General features: G+C 37.4%; 20 protein-coding genes and 1 other annotated feature. Of the genes, 16 read left to right on the forward strand and 4 right to left on the reverse strand.

Going from position 1 to position 23,004, the window contains the following annotated elements:
• The first annotated feature begins 58 nt into the window (after positions 1–58).
• Both ALLST_RS0102560 and ALLST_RS0102565 read left to right on the forward strand, forming a co-directional pair.
• Entirely contained in the window at positions 59–961 is a 903-nt protein-coding gene (locus ALLST_RS0102560; protein WP_019892473.1) for an ROK family protein, read from the forward strand.
• Between the two features lie 449 nt (positions 962–1,410).
• Positions 1,411–2,166 (forward strand): metallophosphoesterase family protein, encoded by a 756-nt coding sequence (locus ALLST_RS0102565; RefSeq protein ID WP_019892475.1) that lies wholly within the window; start codon positions 1,411–1,413, stop codon positions 2,164–2,166.
• 196 nt (positions 2,167–2,362) lie between these two features.
• Here the strand turns inward: ALLST_RS0102565 and ALLST_RS0102570 are convergent, their stop codons facing one another.
• Positions 2,363–3,334, reverse strand: a complete 972-nt coding sequence (locus ALLST_RS0102570; protein WP_019892476.1) for an L-lactate dehydrogenase — start codon at positions 3,332–3,334, stop codon at positions 2,363–2,365.
• A gap of 274 nt (positions 3,335–3,608) precedes the next feature.
• On the reverse strand, positions 3,609–4,793 hold the full coding sequence (locus ALLST_RS0102575; protein ID WP_019892478.1) for a S1C family serine protease: 1,185 nt from the start codon (positions 4,791–4,793) through the stop codon (positions 3,609–3,611).
• 274 nt (positions 4,794–5,067) lie between these two features.
• Between ALLST_RS0102575 and ALLST_RS0102580 the strand changes: the two genes are divergently transcribed.
• The 7 genes from ALLST_RS0102580 to ALLST_RS09855 all read left to right on the forward strand — a co-directional run bounded on the left by ALLST_RS0102580 (position 5,068) and on the right by ALLST_RS09855 (position 12,341).
• Positions 5,068–6,831 carry a hypothetical protein gene (locus ALLST_RS0102580; RefSeq protein WP_019892479.1) on the forward strand — a complete coding sequence of 588 codons (1,764 nt, stop codon included), beginning with the start codon at positions 5,068–5,070 and terminating at the stop codon, positions 6,829–6,831.
• Between the two features lie 90 nt (positions 6,832–6,921).
• Positions 6,922–7,170, forward strand: a complete 249-nt coding sequence (locus tag ALLST_RS0102585) for a hypothetical protein (protein ID WP_019892480.1) — start codon at positions 6,922–6,924, stop codon at positions 7,168–7,170.
• A 123-nt stretch (positions 7,171–7,293) separates the two neighbouring features.
• Positions 7,294–7,542 carry a hypothetical protein gene (locus tag ALLST_RS0102590; RefSeq protein ID WP_019892481.1) on the forward strand — a complete coding sequence of 83 codons (249 nt, stop codon included), beginning with the start codon at positions 7,294–7,296 and terminating at the stop codon, positions 7,540–7,542.
• Positions 7,543–7,725: 183 nt separating this feature from the next.
• Positions 7,726–8,949: an NADP-dependent isocitrate dehydrogenase gene (locus ALLST_RS0102600; RefSeq protein WP_019892483.1), complete on the forward strand. Its 1,224-nt coding sequence runs from the start codon at positions 7,726–7,728 to the stop codon at positions 8,947–8,949.
• Between the two features lie 363 nt (positions 8,950–9,312).
• Positions 9,313–9,693: an IS66 family insertion sequence element accessory protein TnpB gene (gene tnpB / locus ALLST_RS09850; RefSeq protein WP_019891920.1), complete on the forward strand. Its 381-nt coding sequence runs from the start codon at positions 9,313–9,315 to the stop codon at positions 9,691–9,693.
• A gap of 132 nt (positions 9,694–9,825) precedes the next feature.
• Positions 9,826–11,607, forward strand: coding sequence for an IS66 family transposase (gene tnpC / locus ALLST_RS0102610; RefSeq protein WP_019892484.1), 1,782 nt, complete (start codon positions 9,826–9,828; stop codon positions 11,605–11,607).
• A gap of 260 nt (positions 11,608–11,867) precedes the next feature.
• On the forward strand, positions 11,868–12,341 hold the full coding sequence (locus ALLST_RS09855; protein ID WP_019892485.1) for a hypothetical protein: 474 nt from the start codon (positions 11,868–11,870) through the stop codon (positions 12,339–12,341).
• Positions 12,342–12,626: 285 nt separating this feature from the next.
• On the opposite strand, the gene ALLST_RS0102620 is transcribed toward ALLST_RS09855, so the two are convergent.
• Both ALLST_RS0102620 and ALLST_RS0102625 read right to left on the reverse strand, forming a co-directional pair.
• Positions 12,627–13,106 (reverse strand): hypothetical protein, encoded by a 480-nt coding sequence (locus tag ALLST_RS0102620; RefSeq protein WP_019892487.1) that lies wholly within the window; start codon positions 13,104–13,106, stop codon positions 12,627–12,629.
• A 165-nt stretch (positions 13,107–13,271) separates the two neighbouring features.
• Positions 13,272–14,597 carry a citrate synthase gene (locus ALLST_RS0102625; protein ID WP_019892488.1) on the reverse strand — a complete coding sequence of 442 codons (1,326 nt, stop codon included), beginning with the start codon at positions 14,595–14,597 and terminating at the stop codon, positions 13,272–13,274.
• 164 nt (positions 14,598–14,761) lie between these two features.
• Between ALLST_RS0102625 and ALLST_RS0102630 the strand changes: the two genes are divergently transcribed.
• The 7 genes from ALLST_RS0102630 (at position 14,762) to hisD (ending at position 22,985) form a co-directional block, all read left to right on the forward strand.
• Positions 14,762–16,687, forward strand: a complete 1,926-nt coding sequence (locus tag ALLST_RS0102630; RefSeq protein WP_019892490.1) for an aconitate hydratase — start codon at positions 14,762–14,764, stop codon at positions 16,685–16,687.
• Positions 16,688–16,734: 47 nt separating this feature from the next.
• The gene (locus ALLST_RS0102635; RefSeq protein WP_019892491.1) at positions 16,735–17,676 is read left to right on the forward strand and encodes an SPFH domain-containing protein; all 942 of its coding nucleotides are present in this window, start codon (positions 16,735–16,737) and stop codon (positions 17,674–17,676) included.
• Positions 17,677–17,854: 178 nt separating this feature from the next.
• Complete coding sequence (locus tag ALLST_RS0102640; RefSeq protein ID WP_019892492.1) at positions 17,855–18,295, forward strand: NfeD family protein; 441 nt, start codon at positions 17,855–17,857, stop codon at positions 18,293–18,295.
• A gap of 168 nt (positions 18,296–18,463) precedes the next feature.
• Positions 18,464–19,387, forward strand: a complete 924-nt coding sequence (locus tag ALLST_RS0102645) for an HAD-IIB family hydrolase (RefSeq protein ID WP_019892493.1) — start codon at positions 18,464–18,466, stop codon at positions 19,385–19,387.
• 222 nt (positions 19,388–19,609) lie between these two features.
• Positions 19,610–19,832: a binding site (T-box leader), on the forward strand.
• A gap of 114 nt (positions 19,833–19,946) precedes the next feature.
• A complete protein-coding gene (gene hisZ / locus ALLST_RS0102655) occupies positions 19,947–21,062 on the forward strand; it encodes an ATP phosphoribosyltransferase regulatory subunit (RefSeq protein ID WP_019892495.1) in 1,116 nt (371 codons plus the stop codon).
• The gene (gene hisG / locus ALLST_RS0102660; RefSeq protein WP_019892496.1) at positions 21,059–21,697 is read left to right on the forward strand and encodes an ATP phosphoribosyltransferase; all 639 of its coding nucleotides are present in this window, start codon (positions 21,059–21,061) and stop codon (positions 21,695–21,697) included. Before hisZ ends, hisG begins: the two co-directional genes overlap by 4 nt.
• Entirely contained in the window at positions 21,684–22,985 is a 1,302-nt protein-coding gene (hisD, locus tag ALLST_RS0102665; protein ID WP_019892497.1) for a histidinol dehydrogenase, read from the forward strand. The genes hisG and hisD overlap by 14 nt, the downstream gene beginning before the upstream one ends.
• Positions 22,986–23,004: the final 19 nt, after the last annotated feature.

The raw sequence follows: 23,004 nt of genomic DNA on the forward strand, positions 1-23,004 counted from the left end.
TATTTTATGGCATGTTAAACTAAAGCTAGTATTACTCGTTACATACAGGAGGAAAAAAATGAAGTATTCCATTGGAATCGATATTGGTGGCTCCAATACTCGAGTTGCAGTGATTGATGAGGATTTAAATCTGATCGAGCGTGTACAATTCAAAACAGATGCTCAAGATCCAGATGTGACTCTCAAAAAAATTGCATCTCTCATATCAACATTTAATAAAGAATTCGTTGGAATTGGTATTTCTTGTCCTGGACCATTGGATTTGGAAACTGGATACATTCTTCGCACGCCTAATTTAGGTGAAAAATGGTGGACACTTCCCATTCCGGGAACAATTTCTGAATTAACAGGTCTTCCATGTTATTTGGAAAACGATGCCAATTTAGCAGGCCTTGCTGAAGCCGTTGTTGGTGAAGGAAAAGACAAAGAATTCGTTCAATTTTTAACGATTTCCACAGGCGTAGGATCCGGACAAGTTATTCATAAACAAATCGTGAATGGTGCGCATGGATTTGCTCATGAAATCGCCAATTGCATCGTTTGGCCAGGCGGACCTTCTCATGGTAACCTCGTTCCAGGTGCGATTGAAGCAGTGAGCTCTGGCACAGCGATCACAACACGGGCACGCAATGCGGGGCTTGAAGTTGCGCATGCCGGAGAAGTCAATGATCTTGCAGTAGCAGGAAATGAAGTGGCTCAAAAGATCATGGCTGAAGCGAAAGAACATTTAGCCAATATGATCGCAACGATCATTGCAATTACCGACCCAGAAATTATCATTTTAGGTGGATCAGTCGCAATGAAAATCAATGGATTTGCTGAAGATATTCAAGAACTTGTTAAGGCAAGAGTGTTCGCACCAGTAGCTCCATACGTGGATATTCGACGCTCTACTTTATCAGAAGATTCTGGATTGATTGGTGCAGGTTATTTAGCTTTCTCTAAAGCGGCAGCTAAATAAATAGAAGCTTTCAATTTGTAAATCGCGAAAAAAGAAGACAAAAGAGTTGGACTTGAAGATATTGGTGACGATCGAAAGAAAAACAATTTTGATCCCGACGGCAAACGGTTTCTTCATTTTTCGTTAGCGCAAAGGTTGGCTGATTTATCTATAATTGAAAGATTAAATTTGCAGAAGAACAAATTAATTATGTTTGTTCTCCTGCATTTTTATTATGGCCAGTTGAGCAACAAAATTTATAATGGAAACAAGCAAAGGAAAAGAAAAAAAGCTTGTTGACTAATGAATCTACTTATAAGATTAAAATGGAAAGTGGAAACGTATCCATTTTCATGAAATTCCCTTTATCAAAAGGAAAAAAGAATAAAACATAAAATATCTCGGACAAACGTTTTTAATTGATATAAAGTTAAATCAATCGCATTTGATGCGAATGGAAGAGGTTGACAATGGTATATATCACAAGTGACATCCACGGCGCATTTGATATCCACAAAATAAATCCTCGCGAATTTATCCCTGGACAAACGATGACAGGGGATGATTATCTTGTGATTTGTGGCGATTTTGGCTGTGTTTGGGATGGAGGAAGCTCAGATCGTTTTTGGCTAAATTGGTTTGAAAGCTTACCTTGGACAACGGTTTTTATTGAAGGAAATCATGAAAATTTTGACGTTTTAGAACATTACCCAGTTGTAGAATGGAATCAGGGTAAAGTAAGACAAATTCGTTCGAACGTATTTATGTTAATGCGTGGTGAACGTTATGAATTCGCTGGAAAAAGTTGGTTGGCACTTGGTGGCGGATTCAGTCATGATGTAGAACACCGCCAAGCTGGAAAAAACTGGTGGAATGTTGAAATCTTCTCAAAAGAAGAAGCTTTGCACGCCCAACAAACGATGGAAGCCCACGATTGGAAAGTGGATATTGTCTTGAGTCATGATGTATTTAGTGCTCATCCACTCGCAAATAAATATCAGCACAATATGGCAAATTATTCTGATGATCGTGTTCATCAACATGAATTTTTGGAAAGTATGCGCCAAAAACTTGATTATCAAATTTGGTTTTCGGGACATTATCATGTAGATCGCATCGATTATTTTGATCAAAAACCTTGTGTTGTCTTATTCGATACGGTTGAAGAAGTCGATACATTAATTCAAAAGGCCAAGGATCATCAACCCCTTGATCTTGCTCAATAAATAAAAATTGAATGCATATATAGGAAGTGGCGAATCATTCGTTTACTTCCTTTTTTCATAGGAAAACAACTTAACTTTCGATCATCGTATTGTCGATTCGATAAAAAAAGTTATGAGGAAGAAGATTTCACTCATAACTTTTTGGGGGATAATTTATGTGATTTGATCTAGGCGTTTTGGGAGATCGACTTTTCAATTAGTCAAGATCGATAATATCGCCAAGGTTTTCATTAATTGTTTTAACTAACGTATCGAAAGAGTTGTTAAAACGGTTTTGTTCATTTTCGTTTAATGGCAAAGTCAAGATTTGAGTTGCACCATCACTACCAACTACTGTTGGTGTACTGATGAAGTAACCATATTTTGTATATTCACCATTTTGGTAAGAAGATACTGGAAGGATACAACGTTCATTATTGAGAATAGCGGAAACGATACGTTTTAATGCAAGACCAATTCCATAGTAAGTTGCTTTTTTCAAATCGATAATTTTATAGGCTTTATCACGAACATCAATATAGACGTTTTGGAGTTGCATTAAATCAATTTGGTTTTCATCGAGGTATTCAAGTAATGATTTGCATCCAATAAAGCTATTTGTCCAGCTGACAAAGGAAGAGTCCCCGTGTTCACCAAGAATATAAGCATGGATATTGGATGGGGCAAATCCAAGTAAGTCAGACAGCTCAACACGTAAGCGAGCTGTATCTAATACAGTACCAGAACCGATAACGTGTTGTTTTGGTAATCCAGAAGCTTTCCAAGCAACGTAAGTCATAATATCAACTGGGTTGTTGGCAACGACAAGGATTCCATCGAATTTGTTTGCTTTTAACTGTTCGCAAACGCCTTTTGTAATATTTGCATTGATTTTAACAAGTTCAAGGCGAGATTGACCTGGTCTTTGAGCAGCACCAGCAGTTAATACGACGATGTTACAGAATTCTGCATCCGCATATGTACCGGCATAAACTTTCATTTTAGTATCTGCGTAAACCAGACCATCAGCTAAGTCCATAGCTTCACCACGGGCTTTATCTTCGTTCACGTCAACGAGAACAAGTTCATCAATACCTTTTTCATGCAGTAAAGAATAGGCAAAGGACATCCCTACAAACCCAGTTCCAACGAGCATGAGTCTTCTTTTAGAAATCTTATCTTGAGACATTTTAAAAATTTCCTCCTGTTTTTTCTATTATTGCATGTTTAGCTTTCACTTTGTTGAAAAGAGAAAAAATAATGAAAAAATTTTTGTAAGAGTTTTCCTTTAAATAATCAATTTTCAAATAGGGATTGTCGCGATAAGAAATCATCTTTAAGTGAAAAGTTACATAACCTATGGAGATGTCCCATTTTTTTGTCGATTTTCACGCAAAAGAAAAAAGCCAATGACTTTGAAGATGATCAAAATCGTTGGCTTTTGAAATCAGTTTTAATGAATGCTAAATGCTTGCGTTCATGTTTTTGGCAGAGGATTGAAGATCGTAATTTTGTAAATCAACGGTAAGAGACATTTCTTTGCCATCGCGATTGATTATAATTTCGACTTGGTCCCCAATGGCGTGTTGTTTTAAAACTTGTTTAACATCAGCAGCGGATGTGATTTCTTTACCATCAAAGGAAATGACACGATCCCCGACTTTTAAGCCAGCACGATCAGCTGTTCCGCCTTCAATGACTTGAACGACATAAACACCAGGTTCAATATCAGTATCACCATAGATGTTGTTGTCTTCAATATTTTGCAAAGTGACATTCAATACTGGACGAGAAGTGACACGACCATTTTGGATCAATTCTTGAATAACGCCAGTGACATCGGAAATAGGGATCGCAAACCCTAAACCTTCGATTTCAGTGCTGGAATTTTTGGCATTTACAATACCGACTAAGCGACCGTTAATATCGAACAATCCACCACCTGAGTTACCTGGGTTGATGGCAGCGTCAGTTTGTAAAAGAGTCATTGTTTCGTTATCAATTGTAATTTCGCGACCAACAGCGGAAATTGTACCAGTTGTTACGCTTCCGCCTAACGAACCAAGAGGGTTTCCAATGGCAATGGCAGCTTGGCCAACACGAATGGCATCAGAATCACCAAGAGTAGCAGGGACTAAGTTATTCGCATCGACTTTAATAATCGCAATATCAGTTTGGGGATCTGTTCCCACTAATGTTGCAGTATATTCTGTACCATCTAGTGTTTTCACCTTAATGACACTTGCTCCATCGATGACATGGTTATTTGTGATGATATATCCATCTTGGGAATATACGACACCAGAACCAGCACCTTGGGAGATATATTGACCAAAGATTGAATTTCCAGAAGAAATAGATTCTGTGGAAATTTCGACAACAGAGGGACGAAGTTTTTCGACAACATCGGATACATCGATTGTTGTGACATTTACATTCGTGCTGCCATTATTTGGAGCTTGTTGAACAATTGGGGTATTGTTGGAAGCTTGTTCTTGAGCGATTTTTGTACCTGCATAAGCAGCCCCGCCACTGAGTAAAACAGAAGAAATACCAATGGCACTGACAATACCGATCATTGTGGAATTGCGTAGGGGTTTATGAGAACGTTCAGTTTGTGGGATTTCAGGTGGAGTATTTGTAGACATATGTATATTTTTCATCCTTTCTATAATTCAGATTTCAAATGACACATGATGAGATTTGAAACGATATTTATCATTGATTCAATCGAGTAAATGAAATGTCAATGATATTTTTTATTGGTATGATTTCAGTATATGCGTCAATCTCAAAATAAAGTTAAAACATGCCCGGTTGAAATTAAAAACGTTTATGGATATTTGACTTTTTATTGATCCAAGACATTCACTGAGTTAAAAAATGTTATACTTATGGTGATTAGTCAGGAGAGATTGCCTTATGTCAACAAAAAGTACTGCTGCTAAAACAAGAGCAGCAAAAACTGTTAAGAAAACGACAGCGAAAAAAACAGCTGCCAAAAAAGCCCCTAAAACAACGGCTAAAAAAGCAGTGACACAAGTAGTCATTGAAAAAGCGCCAATAATCACAACTGAAGTGGCTGCATTAGCTAGTCGTACAGAACTTGCCAGAAAATCTGCAGAAGATAATTATACTCAAGTTAATTTAACTGCTCGTTCTTTAAAAGATTCTGCAATCGCGGCTAAAAACTATACAAAACCAGAAAGAAAACCAGCCAAGAAAGTAGTGGCAAAAACGACAGCTAAAAAAGCCAACAAAAAAATTGTATATAACGGATTGCCAACAGTTCGTGGAAAAGATTATGCAAAAGTTGTAGCAGAAAGAATCGCTTCAGCAGCAATGGAAAGCCGTCATGCTTTAGCAACAAAAGCAGTTAAAGAAACTGTATCCCCTGTAGAAGTTGTGGAAGAAAAACCGGCTAAAAAAACAAGAAGAGCTTGCAAACCTAAAAAAGAAACAACAAAAACAACAAAACCTAGAACAACTAGAAAAAAGGCAGTTAAAAAAGTAGACCTTGCAATGGCGAGTCGAATTGCTTTAGCGCAAAAATCTGCAGGAGAAAATACAGCACAAAATAATTTAGCGGCTCGTTCTAAAGCCGATGGTGCACTAGCTGCTAAAGGTTATAAAAAACCAACTCGCAAAAAAGTGAAAAAAGCGAAAAACCCAGCCAAGGTAGAAATGGAAGCGATTATCAACGAAATGAACGCTGGTGCACGAATTATGAAAATGATTGAAGAAGTACCTGGTGTTCCATTCGAAGAAGTAATTCAAGCAGTCCAAGCAAAAGCGGCAATGGCAAGTCGTATTGCCCTGGCAAGCAAAAAGGTGGTTTCAACAATGGAAAGAACTACTCAATGCACACAAGATAGTGAAAAATTCTATAACGATCTTGATGATTACACATTAATTGAAATGTTCAATGCATTAGGCGTTGACATGACACTTGATACATTAAAAGATCAGTTGGCAACAGCCTTAGATATCGATGTTCAAATCGAAACTTATTTAGGCCAAGTCAATGAAGAAGGCAAAACGTATACATTTGAAAAAGATGGATTCGACCTTGGTGTTATTCCATTCTTATGTAAACGTGTTGCTCAAACACTGCCAAATAAAGCGCAAGATAATGTAATGCTTGCCAAAAAGATTATCAAAGATGTTGATCGCATGTTAATTAACGATGGCCTCAATGATGCTGCGATCTACAATGATTTAATGGACGATGTTCGTAAAGTCCTCGTATTCGCACAACGAAACGGAATTTCAACGCTTGCTGAATGCGAAAAAACGATCCCAGCTGATTTAAAAGTATTAGTTGATCGTTTCATGACTGTGGCATATACGATTCTTCCAGGATGGCAATATAACGACGTTAAATACTATGAAGGATTCATCTATGCAGTAGTTGCGCAGTTCGATGACCTTGTTGATCAACAAAACCGTGTCTTAATGGATATTGCCGATCTTTATATCAAACATGGCGATTATCAACGAGGAAATAATGATTATGGTTATGTATTGCGTGAAAACCAAATCAAAGACCAAATCTATTATCGTTATGCTAGCGTTTATGAGCCATTTGATCCTCAGCGCGCTAAAAATATTGCCCAAGATGCTTTACGGGTAATTGACTCTCGCTATGAATATCACCAAAAAATCGTTGATATTCTGAACAAATAAGTCAATTGCTACACACATTTTCTATAAATCGGGTAGAATAAAACGGCTATTCTATTGTTTAAACAATAGAGTTAGAAATGAGGGAAGCAAATGTCAGCATCACCTATTCCACAATGGGTTTTCTCTTGTTTGGATCAATACTCAAACTGCGCATGCGGAATTCGTATTGTAAAACAATTGGGAAAAGAAGGGATCATTGAAGAACTTGAAAAAAGAGGCTATCCCTGTGAATTGGAAATTATTGCGGATCCAAAAGATACAAGCGAATTTCCAGAAGACGGAACATATATTGTGACGTTAAAGACCACAAAGCCAACAAAAAAAGTAGAAGAAGAATAATAGATTCAACTTCTAAGGTAGTTTTGTTTTATTATGCAAAGCTGCCTTTTTTTGTTCTCTAGTCTGCTTGGCAATAAAAGCGAGTAAGTATGATAATATAGAACAAGTAGGAGAAATAGGACGATGAAAAAGAATTCTCAATTTGGCGCCAATACCGTCGCAACAATGTTGATGAAAAAAGCATCTGGAAATGGACAATACCAGGATCAAGATCGCAAAATCGATCCCACTCAAATTGCTTTATATCAAACAGAAATTGAACTCCTTAAAAAACGTGTCGCCATGCTTTCAAAAACGAGAACAGCATGGATGGCCACTTCAATCATTTTATTTGCGATGTTTGTGATCACGCTCGGTTTAAAACTTGCTTAATTAAAACCATTGGTAGATATCTGATCTATCAATGGTTTTCTTTTAAAAAAAGAGTGATCAAGATGATTGAACAAGAAAAATTCAAAAATAGGACAGACGATGAAAAAAGTTTGCTGAAAGAAAATGGAAAAATTGAAAACGAGATGAAAACTGTTTAATATAAATCAATGTGAGGAATAGCTTATGAAAATTCAAATGAAGACCCCATTAGTTGAGATGGATGGGGATGAAATGACTCGTATTCTTTGGAAACAAATCAAAGACATCTTATTAGAACCTTATATTGATTTAAAAACAGAATATTACGATTTGTCGCTGGATGAGCGTGAGAGAACGAAAGACCAAGTCACGATCGATGCAGCAAATGCCAATAAACGTTTAGGTGTGGCAGTAAAATGTGCAACGATTACGCCTAATGCCCAGCGCCAAAAAGAATATAATTTGACGCAAATGTGGAAATCGCCAAATGGAACAATTCGTGCCATTTTGGATGGAACAGTGTTCCGTAAACCGATTATGGTCAAAGGAATTACACCATGCGTGCGAAATTGGGAAAAGCCGATCACAATTGCCCGTCATGCTTTTGGGGACGTTTATCGTGATAGTGAAATCCGGGTGAATCAACCAGGCATCGCAAAACTTATCTTTGAAGCAGAATCGGGAGAGCAAATCGTAGAAGAAATTGCTCGGTTCACAGGGCCTGGTGTTTTACAAGGACAGTTCAACAAAGATGATTCAATCGAATCGTTTTCCCGCAGCTGTTTTGAGTTTGCTTTATCTAGTCATCAAGACTTATGGTTCTCGACGAAAGACACCATTTCCAAAACATATGACCATCGCTTTAAAGATATTTTCCAAAATATCTATGATCGTGAATATAAAGATAAATTTGAATCGGCTGGGTTGGAATATTTCTATACTTTAATTGATGATGCAGTCGCACGCATTATTCGTTCCAAAGGGGGAATGATTTGGGCATGCAAAAACTACGATGGCGATGTGATGTCTGACATGGTTTCTACTGCATTTGGATCTTTAGCAATGATGACTTCTGTCCTCGTTTCACCAGAGGGAAATTATGAATATGAAGCGGCTCATGGAACAGTGACACGCCACTACTACAAATATCTACAAGGCGAAGAAACGTCAACCAATCCAGTTGCGACGATTTTTGCATGGACAGGAGCGCTAAAAAAACGAGGAGAACTCGATCATTTAGATGACCTGATCGCTTTTGCGAATCACTTAGAACAAGCAACTTTACAAACGATTGAAGAAGGGGAAATGACGGGCGATTTAATTACGCTATTTCATAATCCGCAAGTCGAAGCTAAAAAACTGAATTCAAGACAGTTTTTAGAAGCGATTGCCAAACGCCTTCTTGTTTTACAAGTCACAAAAGCTTAATGAAAAAAAGAAGAAGCAATTATTTTGGTTGTTTTAGGTTACCTGAAAGGAATATAGGATTCTTAAGATACTCGTGTTAGTGTGATAAAAAACATATTAGATATTTTTTGATTGTTGATCATATAAAGTCTGTATTGAATTAAAAAGGGAAAATGCTTATTTGCAAGTTTCGAAAAAGTATATGACTTAGAAAGTTAAAGAGACTGTCTTTAAGGAATTATGGAATGAATTCGAGGAATATAATTAACACTTTATATTTTCATTATAAGAACGGAACAATTGTAAGCGTCAAATGAATGACGGGTATTAAGATGAATAGCCTTTTGAGATAATTCGATCAGTTATCTCAGGGGGCTTTTTATTATGAATGATTTCGGCTATTTAGATCTTGGAATAGATTTCTCCAAAGTCAAAAACATTATTCTAGTGAATAAACCAGCCGATCTTCGTAAAGGGATTGATGGTTATGCTTCTATCATTCAGGGAATTTATCACCTAGATCCAACGGATGGTTCTTTGTATCTTTTTACTAACCGAACCAAAGATAAAATGAAAGGAATCCTCCATGATGGCAATGGTTACTGGTTGGTCTATAAACGTCTAGCTAGATCTCATTTAAAATGGCCTTTTACTGAAATAAATCAATATCAAACAATCAGCTCATCACAGTTACAAGCTCTACTATCCGGAATGACAATTGTGCCAGACCCTCAATTTTTACCTCAAAAACCAAAATACATTTAACCCAGCAGGCCACTCTGCTGGGTTTTTGACAAGAACTATATACATATGAAAAAACACATATTTAACATACTTAAATTTAATATAATATCTTATTAAGTTTCATATTATGCATAAATAAGATATAATACAGTTATGGTAAGAATAGATCCTGAAATTAAACAAAAAATCCGAACTAACATAGCGACTCAGATTCGTGAACAAACAAAAGACATGGACAAAAACGATGTCGTGAATTTACTTATTGATACAGTCTGCGAATCTCAAGGCAGAAAAGAGCTCAATAATTATCTCCAAAACGCTCTTTTTGCCGCAAAAACTGAAAACATTCAACTCAGACTCTTTGACTTAGATACCTTAGAACCAACTGATTTGGAAAAAGACACAATCGAATTCTTGAACGAAAAACGTGAAGCCTGTGAGATTACTGAAGAACAGTATCGCGAAGTTTTAGCTAAAGTCCAAAATCATCGAAAAAAGTTGGACAACCAATTAAACGATCTGAAAAAGCTAGATGCCGTTAAGAAAAACAAACCAAGAAAAGACTGCAGAAACCACGAACCCGATATCATCGATGTTATTCAACTCGATGAAAACACTCTCTGCCCATTCTGTGGCAGAAAGATGTCCCATTTAGATTATTCGGAAAAAACCGTTATTGAATACCAACCAGCTCAATACCTAATCAGAAAAATCAAACTGGAAAAAAAGGTTTGTCCGGCAGGATGTACAGATGAAAACGGAAAATCGATGATCGTCAAAGCTCAACCGAAAGAACCAGATCTCATTGACAAGAGCATTGCCACAACTTCTCTTGTTGCCGGACTCGCTTATGAAAAATTCATGATGGGCACACCGTTATACCGCCTTGAAAAGGACGCCTCTGCTTTGGGAGTAGATCTGTCTAGACAGACAATGAGTAATATTTTACAGACGTGCTATGAACAATATCTAATCCCCATCTGCGAACAGATCAATCAGGATCTAGTGAAGCAAAATGTCATCCATATGGATGAAACACCGCTACAGTGTCTTGCCTTAAAAGACCGATCGACTTCCTATATGATCTGTGGAGTTAGTGGAGAATATGCACAACAACAAATGGTTCTTTACCAGTTCAATGAAAGTCGAAAAAAAGAATTTATCATAAGTATGCTTGGGACAGATTTTACCGGCGCACTCATGACAGATGGACTGCAAGGCTACAGATCCTATCCAGGATGCACAAAACTATCTTGTTTGGCACATGCAAGACGGTACTTTTATGATGCCGTTAACTGTAGGGATGATTATGCCCAATTGAAAAAGATTTTGAATGCGTATAAAAATTCCGATGATATTCCGGAAAAAGCTCAAGCCTTCCTTCAAGAACATGAGTCTTTAAATCGTTTAGTTGCCATTTTAAAACAAATCGCAGAACTGTATCAAATCGAGAATGACTTTTCTGATTGTTCAACTGAACAGAGAACACAGGCCAGAAAAAAGCTAAGCAATCCTCGTTTTGAAAAGTTAGTGCAAGAAGTTGAAATTGTAGCAGAAGGATTCGAAGAGAAAACGAAAGCTCATAAAGCTGCAACATACTTCTTGGAGCGTAAAGAAGAATTAGCGAGATACATAGAAAATGGCATTTATCCGATCGATAATAATTTAGCTGAAAGAAAAATAAAGAGTTTCGTGATCGCAAGAAAGAATTTCTTGTTCTCGAATAGTGTCAGCGGAGCAGAATCGGCTGCTGGGTATATGACACTGCTAGAATCAGCTAAAATGAATGGATTAAACCCATTCATGTACCTAGAACACGTTTTGAATACATTGAAGTATTACAAAGAAGAGCAAATTCCACAGAAAGTAGTGGAAGAGTTAGTTCCATACTCTAAAAATCTTCCTGAAAACTTATATCTTCAGTCAAATAATTAAGGCGCTGTATTCTGTTTAGCTACAAACAGAATACAGCGCCTTTTATTCTAATAACACACGTCATTCATTTGACGCTTACGAACAATTCAGCAACGATGGAAACGAAGATTAAGCTTCACTATCGAACAAAAGAGACAGAAAAAATATCTAAACAAAAAGGAAATGCGCATTTACAAGGAAGAATTATTTTATAATTTAGGGGATAAAAGGATTTATTTTTCATGGCGAATACATAGAAACCTGTAAAAGGAGGAAGAAATATGTATAGATTCGAAAATACAAACGCCACAATTGATTATTATATTCCATCATCAAATATTTGTTCTATTTATGAGTTCGATGAAAACTTTGAAAAAAACTGTGTAAGGGTATTAGGTCAACTAAAATATTTGTTTGGAAATCCTAGATACATCACTAATAATTTAGAAAATCAGTTTAGTTATATCATCAAGGCAATCGATGAAAATGAGGATTATTTACTTTTGGAAGTGTATTGTGCTTCAAGTGGACCAGCCATTGGTGGCTTAAATGATAAAAATTCTCATTTTGCAGCTCAAGAATTGACTACATATATACGTCAAGCTCCAGTTGCTGATTATGATTACAAAGGATATTATTTGGACACTATGTCAAAAGTACATTACAGTGTACAAAATGGTGTACCATCTTGGGAAGAAACTGAAATATCGGAAAAAGAAATTGAAGATTTCAAAGAAGAAATCGTTTCTATTTAAGAGCAAAAAAATATAGATTAGATAAATGAAAAACTAAATTTATTTTTACAGTTTCTGTATTTGTAAATGTGCTTTTTGATAGTTTTGCAATTGTTCTTTTAATCAAAAATCAAAGGATCTATTTATTTGAAATGGTAATCTTTAAAATGTTTATCGATTCGAAAAAATATCAAAGAATTGTGCAATATAGATTCAACAAAAAGGATTTGGTTTAGTGAGCGTATAAAAAGAAAACTCTAGGAATAGCTTATAGATAAGCGCCTAGAGTTTTTGTATGAATATGTTTTAAATTGTTTTCGCAAAAGCCTTAAATGCTTCTACTCCATTTTGGTGGAAAGGCAAACTTTTTTCATTGTTGTTGACTAACCAAACGTATTTTCGGCCGTTGTTTAAATTGATTGTAATCGTTTTTGAGAACATCGAAATTCCATTTGCGGCATGGATTTTGATCGATTTAATTTCATCGCGAGTCAGTGTATAAGGATCGCTTGTGGATAAAGCCATACGACCAGGACTCATAATTGAATTTTGGCGGTTTAATTTCGCTAGTGGGAAAAGATCGATATGGTCAGTATGGACGGAAACCCAATAACCACCATATCCTTGGTCAACGTTTTCTGTCATCGCTGTTCCCGCTCCCCCTAAAATGATTGCACCGGTAGGGAAAGTAGAATAAGCGATCATATATTGGTGTTGATCATTTGGAAGTCCTGCATCCGCAAATAAATCATCCATTTTTTCAACGCTATTCCAATCTTGAATCATGTTTTTTCTCCAATTCTTTTTCTTTATATATCCGTATTTTGTCTATATGGAATTTTACATTTGGATTGCGTAAAAACAAAATTTTGTACTCATTTTGTACAAGTCGTTAAAAAAAGAGTGCACATCTACGAAAAAAGCTCATGTCCTTCAACATGAGCAAGATATTTAGAAGTCCATTTTGTCCAATACAGGACATCCATTTTCATCCAATTTGAGTTGGCGATGATCGCCAATATAAATATTTGCAGGACGAATGAGTTTACGGTTATTTTGGCGATTTTCTAAATGGTGAGCAATCCACCCGGCACAACGGCTAATCGCAAATAATGGAGTATACAACGCTTGGTCGATTCCTAATAAATGGTAGGCAAAACCGGAGTAGAAATCGACATTGGCACAAACGGTTGCACCTTTGCGCTTTTTCATCGTTTTAATAGCAGCTTTTTCAAATCGCGCCATTAATTGGAAGGTACTTTCTTGTTGTTTCTCTTTGGCTAATATGCGAACTTCCTCTTTAATCAGCTGACAGCGTGGATCACTTTTTGTATAGATAGCATGGCCGATGCCATAAATTAATCCGGAACGATCGCCAGCTTGTCGATCTAAGATTTTCTCGCATAAGGCTTCGATTTGATCATCTGTCGCATCATTCGAAATTGTTTTGAGTAACATCGCCGTTTGTGATCCAACTTTTTGTGCAGCACCGCCATGTTTTGGACCTTTTAATGAACCGATTGCAGCAGAAATACAAGAATAAATATCCGTTCCGGTAGACGAAATCACGACATTGGCAAATGTTGAGTTATTCCCGCCACCATGATCGGCATGAACCATCATCAAAACATCCAAGACGCGGGCTTCTTGGCGCGAATAAGGTTGATGATTGCGCGCCATCCACAACACATTTTCCGAAAATCCGGCATGGGGTAAGGGATAGGTGGTGATTTTTTGCTTGTGATGGACGGAGAAGACAAACAAAGGTAGAGAAGAAAGAATGACTAAACCTTTCATCATGCGATCTTCTAAAGAGTCATTTTCGGGATTTTGATCTTGTCCGAATAATTTTAAAACTTCAATTTGCATCGCATTTAATAAATTCGCAGTGCGGTAATTGGAGAAAACTAAAGAGTTGGAGTAATGGTGTTTGATCACATACTGGAATTCTTTGAGTTGTTGAGGTGTGGGTAATTGACCAAAGATGAGTAAAAACGCAGTGATTTCATAGCCACAAATAGTTGGCATACTTTTTTCGAGTTTCACTAAATCAGCAACGGAGTACCCGCGATAAATCAGTTCACCTTCAATGGGTTTTTTATCATTATCGATTAACTCATAACCGATCACATCACAAATGCGGGTTAAACCGACTTTTACGCCTGTCCCATTTTCATTGCGCAAGCCTTGTTTGACATGATATTGAGCATATAATTCGGGATTAATTGTGTTATAGGTCTCATTTGCTTGATAAACTTCTTTTAAATTTGCACTCATGTTTATTGGATTCCTTTCCTGCGTGTTTGACAGTATAACAGAGGAATGAACTAAAAATGTAAATAGAACTACAAATATTACATTTAATGAAAGATTTTGCATAAACTTTGAAAGAAATTTGATATGATGAAAACCACAAATTAAAAAGAGGAGTGAATGAAACGATGCAACTGAACTTGACGCAAAAAATCCTCAATGCGCATATTGAGGATCAAAACCCTACTTTTGCAACTCCAGTAGAAGTGAAAATTGATCAAACATTGACGCAAGACGCTACCGGAACGATGGCGTATATCCAACTTGAAGCAATGGGAGTGGATCAAGTAAAAACAGAATTATCAGTCTCTTATGTTGATCACAATACTTTGCAATCCGGCTTTATGAACGCCGATGACCATGCTTATCTTCAATCGATCGCCGCTAAACATGGCGTGTTATATTCCCGAGTCGGAAATGGGATTTGTCATCAAGTCCACTTAGAACGATTTGCTAAACCGGGAAAGACCTTGATTGGTTCGGATTCCCATACCCCAACAGCAGGGGCAATGGCTTGTATCGCTATGGGGGCGGGAGGGCTTGACGTTGCGAAAGCTATGGCAGGTTTTCCTTATACAATTCCTTATCCCCAAGTTGTTGAAGTTCGTTTAGAAGGAAAACTCAATCATGGGGTATCGGCAAAAGATATTATTTTGGAATTATTAAAACGCCGCACTGTAAAAGGTGGCGTGGGGAAAGTGTTTGAATATACCGGATCGGGAGTTCAACATTTAAGCGTTTATCAGCGCGCAACGATCACCAACATGGGGGCAGAACTAGGAGCAACAACTTCGATTTTCCCATCCGACCAGCGCACCCTTGAATTTTTAAAACAACAAAAACGCGAACAAGATTGGATTGAACTGGCTGCTGATCCTGGATGTATTTATGATGATTTAGAAATCATTGATCTGTCGACACTTCGTCCGGCAGTTGCTTGCCCGAATTCTCCAGATGCAGTTTCTCCTATCGATGACTTGCTCCATAAAAAAATAGACCAAGTCGCAATTGGTTCTTGTACAAACTCGGGTTTTGAAGACTTGATGAAAGTTGCATCAATTCTTAAAGGCAAAACGATCGCACCCAATGTATCGCTTGTCGTATCTCCGGGAAGTCGTCAAGTGTTGATAAAACTGATGGAAAATGGCGCTTTACAGACATTTGTTCAAGCTGGAGCGCGTATTTTGGAATGCACTTGTGGACCTTGTATTGGAATGGGGCAATCCCCAAAATCAAACGGGGTCTCTTTAAGAACATTTAACCGAAATTTTTATGGTCGTTCTGGAACAAATTCGGCCGGGGTTTATTTAGTCAGCCCAGAAGTCGCAGCTGCTAGTGCGATTGCGGGAGAGTTTGCTGATCCAACTAATTTAGATTATCAGGATCACGATTTTGAAATGGTTGATTATGTAGATGATTCAATGATTCTTTTACCTTCTAGTCATCCAGAAGATGTAGAGATCGTGCGCGGTCCAAATATTAAACCATTACCGTTAAATGATGAATTGGCGGATTCCTTTACTAAAAAAGTGGTGATTAAACTTGGCGATAACATCACGACGGATCACATTGCGCCAGCCGGTGCAGAAGTTTTACCTTATCGTTCGAATATCGAAAAACTTTCTACTTTCGTATTTAGAAACAATAAAGAAGGATTTGATCAAATCTGTAAAGCGAATCATGGGGGAATTATTGTTGCCAAAGAAAACTATGGTCAAGGAAGCAGTCGGGAACACGCCGCATTAGCACCGATGTATTTAGGGATTAAAGCAGTCATCGCTAAATCATTTGCGCGCATCCATTTAGCAAATTTGATTAATTTTGGCATCTTGCCATTCACATTCAAAAATCCTTGTGATTACGATACGATCGATGAGATGGATGAGCTTGAATTTAAAAATTTAAAACAATTGGACCCCAAAAAAACATATGTCATAATGAATTTGACCAAAAATCTTGAATATGAATTGACTTGTCAATTTGATGAACATGATGTTCCAACTTTACAAGCAGGGGGAACACTTAATTTCATTCGCAAAATGCAAAACGAGTAAACCGAAAAGCAATCATTCAAGGTCAGGTCTAGAAAGAGGATCAATATATGGAGGGAATTATTAAATTGATCATTTTCGCATTATTGTTGTTGATTATCATTTTATTGATCGTCAATAACATTCGCATCGTACCGCAAGCGACAGCTTATGTTGTAGAACGACTTGGCGGATACTATGCAACGTGGGATGTTGGTTTACATATCAAAGTACCACTGATTGATCGAGTGGCTAAAAAAGTTACGCTCAAAGAACAAATTTCAGACTTTGAGCCACAAGCGGTGATTACCAAAGATAATGTCACAATGCAAATTGATACAGTTGTCTTCTTTCAAATTACAGATCCGAAACTGTATGCCTATGGTGTCGAAAACCCGCTTATGGCTATCGAAAATTTAACGGCAACAACATTACGAAATATTATCGGGGATATGGAGCTCGATGAAACATTAACATCTCGTGAAATCATCAATACCCAAATGCGCTCCGCATTAGATATCGCTACCGATCCCTGGGGAATTAAAGTAACGCGTGTAGAACTAAAAAATATCATTCCACCAACTGCAATTCGCGAAGCAATGGAAAAACAAATGAAAGCGGAACGCGAACGCCGGGAAACGATTCTGGTTGCAGAAGGGGAAAAGAAATCGGCAATTTTGATTGCTGAAGGTAAAAAAGAATCGATGATTTTGGATGCTGAAGCCGCAAAACAAGCGGAGATTTTAAAAGCGGAAGCTCAAAAAGAAAAAATGATCCGTGAAGCAGAAGGTCAAGCGGAAGCAATATTGAAAGTTCAACAAGCCAATGCCCAAGGAATTCGGTTCTTAAAAGAAGCAGGGGCAGACCAAAGCGTACTTGCCCTCAAGAGCTTTGAAGCGATGACGAAAGTGGCTGATGGTAAAGCAACGAAGATTATTATTCCATCGGATATGCAAGATATGGCAGGATTAATTACTTCTGCTGTTGAAATCGCAAAAGGACAAAATAGTTAACCTCAACGCTCTAGCCGATTGACCATTCTAGGCTAGAGCGTTTTAGATATCACCAATAAAACGAATACGATATAATTGAAATAAGTTTTATTAGAGATCCCAAAATTATTATTGATGGATTGAATCACGAATGGGTAAAAAAAAGAAAGAATAATCAATTAGAAAGGAAGATCATAAAATGGATAAAATCATATTTTTGTGGTTAATCTTGCTCATCATTTTTGTTGTGATTGAAGCAGCAACGGTGAACTTGACAACAATATGGTTTGCCGGAGGAGCGCTCGTTGCTTTAATTTTCTCATTATGTGGATTGAATCTCATTTGGCAAGTTGCTGCTTTTTTGTTGGTTACAATTCTTTTGTTGATCTTTACAAAGCCAATTGTTCAAAAGCACTTTAACAATAAGCTGATCCCGACAAATATCAATGCAATGATGGGCAAGCAAGCGATCGTGACTGAACAAATTGATAATGTACATGAAACGGGCGCGATTCAAGTGGATGGGTTAACGTGGACTGCTCGTGCAGTCGATCAACAAATTATTGAAGTGGGAAGTGTTGTTGAAGTAATGGAAGTAAAAGGCGTAACGCTTTTTGTACAACCTTCTATTCACAATTAGAATCTTTAGACTTCGCATTGACCCAAAATCAATAGACATTGATAAAACTGTCGATACATGAATCGGCAGTTTTATTTTGATTATGTATGCGCTTTGATGAATTAAAACAAAAAATATCCAAATTTGGATTTAGATTTTGTATCTTGAGGATGAAAGAAAAACAAAAATATGAATACCAATAAACAAGAAGAGAGAATGAAGGTCATGAGTAATCAGATACAAGTATTAAAACCAGAAAAATTAGATATTATTCAATCCGCAAAGAAAAAAGCAATTTTTTTAGATCTCGATGGAACATTTTGGGATCGCCAAATTGTTCCAAATTCAGCTTGGCGTGCTGTCAATCAAGCACGTGAAAATGGCCATTTAGTCTTCGTGAATACGGGAAGACCAGCCCATTTTATTCCGCAGTTTTTATGGGATGCAAAATTAGATGGTTATTGTTTAGCGGCAGGGATGGATTTATATGCTAAAGATCAACATTTGGTTTCGTTCTTTGTAAAACCAGAACTGACGAAGAAAATGGTCCAATATTTAGAAGAACATGATTTTGGATATGCCCTAGAAACGGCAAAAGGAATTTACGAGACCCAACAATATATCGATCGTCATGATCAGTATTTCCAAAAGAAAGGAATGGAAATCAAAGGAAATCGGCATTTGATGTCTGAAATTACAGAAGAAGCTTATAACTACGTTTTAAAAATTTCCTTTAATGCCGATACAGAAAAACCACTTAGAGATGCAGCGGCCGAAATTGGATTTGATATTTTAGAGTACCGTCATCGCTTTAACCCGGAAGGGGATGATAGTGATTTCTATCGAGGTGAACTCACTTGGAATGCCCATAATAAAGCGAATGCAATGGAAACTGTTTTATCGGCAATGAATTTAGATCGTGATCAATATGTCATTGTTGCAATTGGCGATGCTGAAAATGATATTCCCATGCTTGAAGCGGCCGACTTTGCGATTTGTATGGGTCATGCCAACGAGGAAGTTGAAGCTGTTTCAGATGTTAAAACAACGTTATGTCAAGACGATGGCATTTGGAATGCATTTGCATTGTTACAAGTTTTAAAAAAAGATTAATCATTAAAGAACAATGAGGAGGGGAAACTCTCCTTTTTTGTTTGGATGAAGTTATTTTGTAAAAAGTACAATTTTCAAAAGAATTAAAAATTGGCAAGTTTAAAGCATAAATTCAAAAAATGAATCACAATGAAAATAGAATAACGATTATTTACATAAATTGTTGAAAAAGTTACAATTTAATTGACATATGTTTTCAATCCTTCTAAAATCAGCTTAAATTCAGCGACAATGAAGGAACGAGTAAAATCGGGAATTGTTTAGAGAGCTTCTGGTGGGTGGAAAGAAGTCATGAACCGTTTTGAAACACATTCTGGAGTCGGATTCAGGAAATGGAATCCCGGAGTCCCCGTTATCGGATGTACTGTTCAACAGTCGTAGAGGCTACTTTCGTGAGGAAGTAGTAAATAAAGGTGGGAACACGGAATTTACTTTCGTCCTTTGGGATGGAAGTTTTTTTTATTCAAAGACACGATCATAACGAAACGATCGCGTTTAAAAATCAATCAACAATCTTTCCTCTAAAGCAAATAAGAGAAAGAGAAAAGGAAGATACTTTATGGAATTAAGAACACCACTAGGAAATTCAGATCGACTTGCAAAAGAAGTGAGAAAACGAAAAGAGCTTTGTGATCGAATCCAACATGTGTTTGATCAATTTGGATTTGAAGAAGTACAAACGCCGGCATTGGAATACTATCAAACATATAATCAAGCTTTTGCGACGTTACAAGATCGCAAGATGATTAAGTTATTTGATGAAAATCAAGATATCGTCACGATGCGGATGGATATGACGGTACCTATAGCTAGATTAGCAGCCACTTCTTTAAAAAATGCGCAAGTCCCTTTACGTTTATCGTATTTATCCGATGTTTGGAAAGTAAGAAAAGCATTTACAGGGCGCAAAAGTCAAACGCTCGATTGTGGAGTAGAGTTAATTGGTTCTAAAGATGATGCGCAAATTCTCGTTTGTGCGTTGGAAGCACTTGAAGCAAGTGGTTTAAATAATTACAAAATCGAATTATCCGATGCCAGATTATTACAAGTTCCGGCAATGAAGTGTTTTGAACAAGCAGCAGATATCGCAAGACTTGCTGATTTAATCGATCGCAAATCGATGGTTGAACTTAGTGAGTTTTTAGACCAATTCGATTTGGATGAAAGCAATCGTCAATACTTTTTAAATCTTCCTTTATTGGATGGCGGACTGGAAGTGTTTAAACAGGCAAAAGAGCTTGCCCAAGATGAAGAAACGATTCAAACGCTTCAAGATTTAGAAGCACTTGGTCGTTTTTTACAAGAATTAGGCTATGGCGATTATATTCAATTCGATTTAGGTAAACTTCCACATTTGAATTATTACACAGGCATAATTTTTGAAGCTTTTGTTCCTGGTGTGAGCGGCTCGGTTTTATCTGGTGGTCGCTATGACAATTTGATGGCAAGTTTTGGCCGCCCCTTACCTGCAATTGGGTTCGCATTTAAAATCGATCCGCTTGTTGAATTATTAGACACGCTAAAAGATCGAAAGATTCTCGTGATTCGTTATCCAGCTGCATGTGCAAAAGAGGCATATATCATGGCCAAACAAAAACGCCAAGAAGAACCTGTTGCTTTATTGTTGGATGATCATCAAACAAAGATTGTTGTGGAAAGAGAGGTACGACCATGAGTTTACGTATTGCTTTAACGAAAGGTCGTCTAGAAGATCAAACGCTAACGATGTTAGAACAAGCCGGTTACGGCACGCAAAACGTTCGCAATAAAGGACGAGCTTTAGTTTTACCCGATACAAAAAAAGACATTGATTATATTTTGGTTAAATCCAATGATTGCATCACTTATGTCGAACATGGCGTCGCTGATCTAGGGGTCGTCGGCAAAGATACTTTAATGGAAAACGAGGGCAAAGATTACTTTGAAATGCTAGATCTTCAAATGGGAAAATGCTGCTTTATCGTCGCTTCATTACCCCAAGCGAATTTATTTGCGAAAAAAGGGCAAATTCGGATCGGGACGAAATATCCGCATGTCGCTCGGAGCTATTTCTTATCCAAAAATATGGATGTAGAAATTATTAAAATCGATGGTTCGGTCGAACTTTCCCCATTGATCGGGCTAGTGGATGGCATTGTCGACATTATGGAAACAGGCAGTACGCTGAAAGCCAATGGCCTTGTCGTATTAGATGTCTGTGCTCAAATATCGGCGCGTGTCATTGTGAATAAAGCGAGTTGGAAACTTAAAAAAGAAGAAATTATTGCGGTTCTTGCAGATTTAAAAAAGGCGGTGGATGAACGTGCTTAAACCTTATTTACAACAAAACAAAACAGAATTAGCAAACTATTTAGCATCACGGGCATATGAAATTCGCCCCGAAACGCTCATCGCAACGAGTGAAATTTTGGAGGATGTTCGTCAAAACAAAGATCAAGCGCTCAAAAAGTACACAAAACGCTTTGATGGCATTGCATTAGAACAATTTCGAGTCGCTCAAGAGGTCATTGAACAACAAGCGAAAAAAGCTGACCCGTTTTTTGTACAAGCATTAAAAGAAGCAGCGCAAAACATCACCTTCTATCATCAAAAACAAAAACGCAAAGGTTATCGCTTGGATGGTGAAGATGGGGTTTATTTAGGACAAATGATTTTTCCTTTAGAATCCGTAGGAATTTATGTTCCTGGGGGCAGAGCATTATATCCATCTTCAGTTTTGATGAATGCCATTCCCGCTAAAATTGCGGGAGTAAAACGAATCGTCATGACGACTCCTCCAAATGCCGATGGCCTACTTGCCCCCAATCTAGCTGCAGCGGCCATTGTTGCCGGGGTTAGCGAGATTTATACCGTGGGTGGTGCCCAAGCAATTGCCGCTTTAGCGTATGGGACTCAGTCAATTCAACCTGTAGATAAAATTGTAGGACCGGGCAATACGTATGTTGCTGCCGCCAAAAAACTAGTTTATGGCAAAGTCGATATTGACATGATTGCCGGACCAAGTGAAATTCTCGTCATTGCGGATGAACATGCAAATCCGGCATTTGTTGCGGCAGATTTATTGTCGCAAGCGGAACATGATCCATTGGCTTGTTCAATTTTGATTTCGACAGATCAAAACATGATTGATGCAGTCAATGTCGAATTACGCAAACAAACAGAACAATTACCTAAAAAAGAAATTATCGAACAATCTTTAGCAAATTATGGAACGAGCATTTTAGCAAATTCCATTGAAGATGCGATTGCGATTGCCAATGAAGTGGCGCCAGAACATTTGGAATTACAAGTCCAAAATGCCGACCAATATCGAACCTTGTGTCGAAATGCAGGATCGATTTTCCTTGGTTATACAACTTGTGAAAGTATAGGAGACTATTTTGGTGGAACCAATCACGTTTTACCAACCTCACAAACAGCACGCTTTTCTTCACCTCTTTCTGTCGATGATTTTGTGAAGAAATCTTCATATCTTTATTACTCGCAAGAAGCATTGGTCAAACATGGCCAGAAAATTGTCAAAATGGCGCAAGAAGAAAATTTAGATGCGCATGCCAATGCAATCGCTATTCGATTAAACCAATATGAAACAAAATAAAACGAAAGGGGGAGAACGG

This window comes from Allobaculum stercoricanis DSM 13633, assembly GCF_000384195.1.
Taxonomy (GTDB): Bacteria; Bacillota_I; Bacilli_A; order Erysipelotrichales; family Erysipelotrichaceae; genus Allobaculum; species Allobaculum stercoricanis.

Excerpts from the sequence above, each read along its gene's own strand:
- ALLST_RS0102560 (WP_019892473.1), top strand. The coding sequence starts at position 59 with ATGAAGTATTCCATTGGAATCGATATTGGTGGCTCCAATACTCGAGTT.
- ALLST_RS0102565 (WP_019892475.1), top strand. The coding sequence starts at position 1,411 with ATGGTATATATCACAAGTGACATCCACGGCGCATTTGATATCCACAAA.
- ALLST_RS0102570 (WP_019892476.1), bottom strand. The coding sequence starts at position 3,334 with ATGTCTCAAGATAAGATTTCTAAAAGAAGACTCATGCTCGTTGGAACT.
- ALLST_RS0102575 (WP_019892478.1), bottom strand. The coding sequence starts at position 4,793 with ATGTCTACAAATACTCCACCTGAAATCCCACAAACTGAACGTTCTCAT.
- ALLST_RS0102580 (WP_019892479.1), top strand. The coding sequence starts at position 5,068 with ATGTCAACAAAAAGTACTGCTGCTAAAACAAGAGCAGCAAAAACTGTT.
- ALLST_RS0102585 (WP_019892480.1), top strand. The coding sequence starts at position 6,922 with ATGTCAGCATCACCTATTCCACAATGGGTTTTCTCTTGTTTGGATCAA.
- ALLST_RS0102590 (WP_019892481.1), top strand. The coding sequence starts at position 7,294 with ATGAAAAAGAATTCTCAATTTGGCGCCAATACCGTCGCAACAATGTTG.
- ALLST_RS0102600 (WP_019892483.1), top strand. The coding sequence starts at position 7,726 with ATGAAAATTCAAATGAAGACCCCATTAGTTGAGATGGATGGGGATGAA.
- tnpB (WP_019891920.1), top strand. The coding sequence starts at position 9,313 with ATGAATGATTTCGGCTATTTAGATCTTGGAATAGATTTCTCCAAAGTC.
- tnpC (WP_019892484.1), top strand. The coding sequence starts at position 9,826 with ATGGTAAGAATAGATCCTGAAATTAAACAAAAAATCCGAACTAACATA.
- ALLST_RS09855 (WP_019892485.1), top strand. The coding sequence starts at position 11,868 with ATGTATAGATTCGAAAATACAAACGCCACAATTGATTATTATATTCCA.
- ALLST_RS0102620 (WP_019892487.1), bottom strand. The coding sequence starts at position 13,106 with ATGATTCAAGATTGGAATAGCGTTGAAAAAATGGATGATTTATTTGCG.
- ALLST_RS0102625 (WP_019892488.1), bottom strand. The coding sequence starts at position 14,597 with ATGAGTGCAAATTTAAAAGAAGTTTATCAAGCAAATGAGACCTATAAC.
- ALLST_RS0102630 (WP_019892490.1), top strand. The coding sequence starts at position 14,762 with ATGCAACTGAACTTGACGCAAAAAATCCTCAATGCGCATATTGAGGAT.
- ALLST_RS0102635 (WP_019892491.1), top strand. The coding sequence starts at position 16,735 with ATGGAGGGAATTATTAAATTGATCATTTTCGCATTATTGTTGTTGATT.
- ALLST_RS0102640 (WP_019892492.1), top strand. The coding sequence starts at position 17,855 with ATGGATAAAATCATATTTTTGTGGTTAATCTTGCTCATCATTTTTGTT.
- ALLST_RS0102645 (WP_019892493.1), top strand. The coding sequence starts at position 18,464 with ATGAATACCAATAAACAAGAAGAGAGAATGAAGGTCATGAGTAATCAG.
- hisZ (WP_019892495.1), top strand. The coding sequence starts at position 19,947 with ATGGAATTAAGAACACCACTAGGAAATTCAGATCGACTTGCAAAAGAA.
- hisG (WP_019892496.1), top strand. The coding sequence starts at position 21,059 with ATGAGTTTACGTATTGCTTTAACGAAAGGTCGTCTAGAAGATCAAACG.
- hisD (WP_019892497.1), top strand. The coding sequence starts at position 21,684 with ATGAACGTGCTTAAACCTTATTTACAACAAAACAAAACAGAATTAGCA.